This is a genomic window from Streptomyces pseudogriseolus, from assembly GCA_002154585.1.
Classification (GTDB): Bacteria; Actinomycetota; Actinomycetes; order Streptomycetales; family Streptomycetaceae; genus Streptomyces; species Streptomyces pseudogriseolus.
This window is the reverse complement of the sequence record MUNG01000360.1, coordinates 1-4985: the sequence shown is the minus strand read 5'-3', so window position 1 is coordinate 4985 and position 4985 is coordinate 1. Positions and strand designations below refer to the sequence as shown.

At 73.8% G+C, this 4985-nt stretch carries 5 protein-coding genes and 1 pseudogene; 4 read left to right on the top strand and 2 right to left on the bottom strand.

Going from position 1 to position 4985, the window contains the following annotated elements:
* Positions 1-140 precede the first annotated feature (140 nt).
* Positions 141-944: a 2-cyclohexenylcarbonyl CoA isomerase gene (gene chcB / locus CCN29_RS27390; RefSeq protein WP_006135600.1), complete on the bottom strand. Its 804-nt coding sequence runs from the start codon at positions 942-944 to the stop codon at positions 141-143.
* 380 nt (positions 945-1324) lie between these two features.
* Between chcB and CCN29_RS27385 the strand changes: the two genes are divergently transcribed.
* A complete protein-coding gene (locus CCN29_RS27385) occupies positions 1325-1492 on the top strand; it encodes a DUF3117 domain-containing protein (protein ID WP_003966491.1) in 168 nt (55 codons plus the stop codon).
* A gap of 99 nt (positions 1493-1591) precedes the next feature.
* Here the strand turns inward: CCN29_RS27385 and CCN29_RS27380 are convergent, their stop codons facing one another.
* A complete protein-coding gene (locus CCN29_RS27380) occupies positions 1592-2290 on the bottom strand; it encodes an O-methyltransferase (protein ID WP_078592367.1) in 699 nt (232 codons plus the stop codon).
* Between the two features lie 269 nt (positions 2291-2559).
* Between CCN29_RS27380 and sigE the strand changes: the two genes are divergently transcribed.
* The 3 genes and pseudogenes from sigE to CCN29_RS27365 all read left to right on the top strand — a co-directional run.
* The gene (sigE, locus tag CCN29_RS27375) at positions 2560-3219 is read left to right on the top strand and encodes an RNA polymerase sigma factor SigE (protein ID WP_006135598.1); all 660 of its coding nucleotides are present in this window, start codon (positions 2560-2562) and stop codon (positions 3217-3219) included.
* A complete protein-coding gene (locus CCN29_RS27370) occupies positions 3216-4079 on the top strand; it encodes a zf-HC2 domain-containing protein (protein ID WP_031016847.1) in 864 nt (287 codons plus the stop codon). Before sigE ends, CCN29_RS27370 begins: the two co-directional genes overlap by 4 nt.
* Positions 4080-4230: 151 nt before the next feature.
* A pseudogene (locus CCN29_RS27365) lies at positions 4231-4985 on the top strand (hypothetical protein); the annotation flags it as partial.

The window sequence follows — 4985 nt, the reverse complement described above, 5'->3', positions numbered from 1 at the left end:
GGGCGCGGGGAACTGCGCGCCAAGCCCTAACGCACCCGCACCATCGGGCCGGCGCCGGCCCCACCCCCCAGGGGCGCGGGGAACTGCGCAGAACCCCGGCCCAACGCCCCCGCGCCTCGAAGCCCGGCGGCAGCCACACCTCACCGCCCCAAATACTTCGGCTTCTCCTTGTTCACGAACGCCCGCACCGCGATCCCGTGATCCTCGGACGACCCCGCCCGCGTCTGCAGCTCGTCCTCCTTCTCCAGCGCCTCCTCGAGCGAGTGACTCAGCCCGTACGCCACCGACTCCTTCAGCGCCGCATAGGCCACCGTCGGCCCCTGGGCCAGCCCCCGCGCCACCTTCTCGGCCTCCGCCCGCAGCTCACCGGCCGGCACCACCCGGTTCACCAGCCCCAGCCCGTACGCCTCCTCCGCGGGAATGTTCCGCGGGAACAGCAGCAGATCCATCGCCCGGCCGGGCCCGATCACCCGCGGCAGCGTCCAGGAGATCCCCGAGTCCGCGGTCAGCGCGACCCCCGCGAACGACGTGTTGAACGCCGCCGTGTCCGCGGCGATCCGGTAGTCCGCGGCCAGCGCGAACCCGAACCCGGCGCCTGCCGCCACGCCGTTCACGGCGGCCACCACCGGCTTCGGCGCGCCGGCGATCGCCCGCACGATCGGGTTGTAGTGCTCGCGCACCGTGGACATGGTCTGTCCCGAGCCGTTCTCCCGGTCGGCGGCCAGCAGCCCGATGTGCTCCTTGAGGTCCTGCCCGACGCAGAACGCCCGGTCCCCGGCCGCGGTCAGCAGCACGGCCCGTACGGCGTCGTCGTCCGCGGCGGCCCGGACCGCGTCCCGGAGGGCGACCTTCGCTTCGACGTTCAGCGCGTTCATCGCCTCGGGGCGGTTCAGCGTGATCGTCGCGAGTCCGTCGCTCACCTCGTAGAGCACGGTGTCGGCCATGGTCGTATCCCTCCGTGTGCGGCTCGGGACGTACTGGTGAGTACATCCTCTGTCGGAGGACAGCATGACCCAGTTCACGGGTCCAGGCGGGCGGTCCCGGTGTGACCTGCGTCTAACAATCGCGTCGGCATTCCGGTGTCCGGATGTCTGTGCGGGCGCGCAGTATCGCAGTCACATCGCCGAATTGAGTGGTTTTGCTCGCGCGCGTTGCCCAAGCGATGCCTACTGATGTTGGTCATCGGGTCCTGCCATGCGGGATAATGGCCTGGAAGCAATGTGTTCGATGCCGGTGGCGTGTGTCCTGCTTCGAGGACCGCAGGTGCCCTTCAGTGGGCCGTCGGCTTAGACGGTTGAGCTGGGTTTCAGGAAGGGGAACGAGCATGGCGGCCATGAAGCCGCGGACGGGTGATGGCCCGCTCGAGGTGACCAAGGAGGGGCGGGGCATCGTCATGCGCGTTCCGCTCGAAGGCGGCGGTCGGCTCGTCGTCGAGCTGACCCCGGACGAGGCCGACGCGCTCGGCGACGCCCTCAAGAAGGTCGTCGGCTGACGCGCGCAAGCGACCATACCCTTTCAGCCGCCCCGGTGCCGCACGCGGTGCCGGGGCGGCTGTTTGCGCACACGCACGGGGGAAAGCGGGGGAGGCACTTCACCGCTTCACCGCACACAGCAGCCCGTCCCCCACGGGCAGGAGCGACGACACCAGCTCCTGGCTCTCGCGAACGGCCCGCACCAGCTCCCGCAGCCGCAGCACCTCCGTCGGCTGGGGGCCGGAGTCCATGGTGCGCCCGTTCGCGAAGACGCCTTCGAAGGCGACCAGGCCTCCAGGGCGCAGAAGACGCAACGATTCAGCGAGGTAGTCCTGGTACTCGCGCCGGTCGCCGTCGCAGAAGACGAGGTCGTAGCCCGCGTCGGCGAGACGCGGCAGCACGTCCAGCGCGGGGCCGGGGATGAAACGGGCCCGGTTGCCGGCGAAACCGGCGTCCCGGAAGGCCTGCCGGGCCGACTGCTGGTGCTCCGGCTCCTGGTCGACCGTGGTCAGCACCCCGTCCGGGCGCATGCCGTGCAGCAGATGGATCCCCGACACGCCGCAGCCGGTGCCGATCTCCGCGACCGCCTTGGCGTCCACGCTGGCGGCGAGCAACCGCAGGGCCGCGCCCGTGCCGGGCGACACCGAGCGCAGGCCTGCCTCGCGGGCCCGGTCGCGGGCCCAGTGCAGCGCCTCGTCCTCGGCGACATAGGCGTCGGCGAACGCCCAGCTCGTCTGCCGGTTGGCGGTAATGACCCTCTCCTGTCCCCGTGGTTGCCTGGGCGTGACTGTATCCGTTGGCGTCGGGAACCCGCTGATGGGACCAGTCGTTCAAAGGAGAAGAGAGAGACGCGTGCCGGGAAGGGGGGCGAGGAGTGGACGCGGACGCCGAGCAGTCGCAGTCGCACGAGCCGTGGCAGCCCGAATCAAATTCTCGTAAAACCGCTTATCCGGAGCTAACGGGCGAGGTGGCTATGGTAGGGGCTCCACTGGACACCACCAGAGCCGACAGGGGAGGTGCGGCTGCGCCTGTGGATCGTGCGGGAGTGCTGAGGCGCTTCCTCGGATCGGCGGGCAGGCCGAAATCCGTGAACAACACCGCTGCTGACCACGACCGCGCCGGCGACCCGGCCCAGACCGCGACTTTCTCCACCGACGCGGACGGGCAGGCGTGGACTCCGCCCACCTGGGAGGAGATCGTCAGCATGCACAGCGGCCGGGTGTACCGGCTCGCCTACCGGCTCACGGGCAACCAGCACGACGCCGAGGACCTCACGCAGGAGGTCTTCGTCCGCGTCTTCCGCTCCTTGTCGACGTACACGCCGGGCACCTTCGAGGGCTGGCTGCACCGCATCACCACGAACCTGTTCCTGGACATGGTCCGCCGCAAGCAGCGCATCCGCTTCGACGCGCTCGGCGAGGACGCGGCCGAGCGGCTCGCCTCCAAGGAGCCCACGCCGCAGCAGGTCTTCAACGACGCGCACTTCGACGCGGACGTCCAGCAGGCCCTCGACACGCTCGCCCCGGAGTTCCGCGCCGCCGTCGTCCTGTGCGACATCGAAGGACTGTCGTACGAGGAGATCGCGGCCACCCTGGGCGTGAAGCTCGGCACGGTCCGCTCCCGTATCCACCGCGGCCGTTCCCAGCTGCGCAAGGCCCTCGCGCACCGCTCGCCCAAGGCGCGCGCGGACCGGCCCTCCTTCGTGCCGCGTGTCCCCGCACTGGGGGGAGGGGGCGCGAGCGCGTGAGCAGTTCACTGCCGAAGTCCCCCGAGGGGCACCTCGCGGAGCATCACCTGGGAGACCGGCTCGCCGCCCTCGTGGACGGGGAGCTCGGTCATGACGCGCGTGAGCGCGTACTGGCGCACGTCGCCACCTGCGCCAAGTGCAAGGCGGAGGTGGACGAGCAGCGCCGTCTGAAGAACGTGTTCGCGGCCGCCGCGCCGCCGCCGCCCTCCGAGAGCCTCCTGGCGCGCCTTCAAGGGCTGCCCGCCGGGGGCGGTTTCGGCGACGGCGGCTCCCCGCTGGGCGGCTCCGCGCTGCCGGGCGGATCCACGCCGGGCGTCTTCGGGACGCGGCGCGGTGAGCGCTTCGAGTTCGCGTACGCGCCCGTGCGGCGCCACCAGCCCGCGGCCGCCGCCGCGGCGGGCCTCGCCGGGCGGCCGGCCTCGCGCGGCATGCGGCTCGCGTTCGTCGCCGCCGGCGCGGTGTCGCTGGCCGCGATCGCCCTCGGCGGCGTCTCGAGCGTGGCCCCGGCCGACGCGGAGGCGCGAGGCCAGGGCAAGGGGAGCAACGTCACCCCGGCGCGCACGCAGGGCGCGGGCGCGGCCACCACGCCGGACTCCCGGCGCCGGGGCGTCGGCCCGCTGCTCGGACAGGTGGCCGGCGGCCAGAGCGCGCTGGGCGCGGGACCCGTCGTCCCCACCGGCGTCGCTGCCCCGCTGCTGCCGGGCATCCCGGCGCCCCCGCACATACGGCCGCTGAACCCGGCTCCGGCGTTCGGACTGAGCGCGTGGGCGTCGGCGGTCGGGGCCAAGCGCCCCGGCCTGGCCACCGCCGCGCCGTCCCCGGCCCCGTCGCCCACGCACACCGCGCGGACGGCCCGCTGACCGGGCCCCTGCGCGGGGGCGCGCGAACCTGATTAGATTCCGGGTGGCGCGCCCACGCCCTTCCGCGGGCGGGCGCCGAGCCGGGCTCCACCGCACGGGCGGACCGGAGCACGGTGCCGACGATCCGTGCCGGTCCAGCCGTGGGGAGAGCATGAACGAGGGGAAGCCGGGCACACCGGGGACGTCCGAAGGACCCGACGGCGACTTCGAACTCGCCCGCCCGAACGGCACGCCGTCCCCCGGCACGGGCCCTGACGGCGACTACGAACTGAGCCGGCCCCTCGCCGGCTCGGGCCACTGGGACACACCCGCGGGGCCCGCCCCCGCCGGTCCGTACGACGCCTCGACGGGCGCGGGCGTCGCATACGCGGCTCCCGACGACCCGCCCGCGGACGACACCGCCGAACCGACGGACGCCCGCACCGCGACGACCGCCGGCGCGGAGGTCTCTGCGACTCCGGCCGCCGAGGCACCAACTCCGGGCGCGGACGCCTCGGCCCCCGCGCAGGGGGCGCCGGGTCCTGAGGCGTCCGCTTCCGCCCGCACCGGCGCTGTGCCCGCTCTCGGTCCTGAGGCGCCCGCGTCCGGCCGTACGGACACCGTGCCTGCGCAGCCGGGAGCGGAGGCGCCCGCCTTCAGCGGTACCGGCGCTGTGCCTGCGCCGGGTGCTGAGGCGTCTGTTTCCGGTGGTACCGGGGTCGCGTATGCGGCGGGCGCCGAGGCGCCCCCCTCCGGCCGTGCCGGCAGCGTGCCCGCGCCGGCAGGCGAGGCACTCGCCTCCGGCCTCACCGACGCCCCGCCCACGCCGGGGGCCGCCTCCGGTTCCACCGGCGCTGCACCCGGGCCGGGAGCCGCGTCCGTCCCCGCCGGCACCGTGCCCGCGCCCGGCCCCGCCGGCGCCCCGCC

Excerpts from the sequence above, each read along its gene's own strand:
- CCN29_RS27385 (WP_003966491.1), top strand. The coding sequence starts at position 1,325 with ATGGCGGCCATGAAGCCGCGGACGGGTGATGGCCCGCTCGAGGTGACC.
- chcB (WP_006135600.1), bottom strand. The coding sequence starts at position 944 with ATGGCCGACACCGTGCTCTACGAGGTGAGCGACGGACTCGCGACGATC.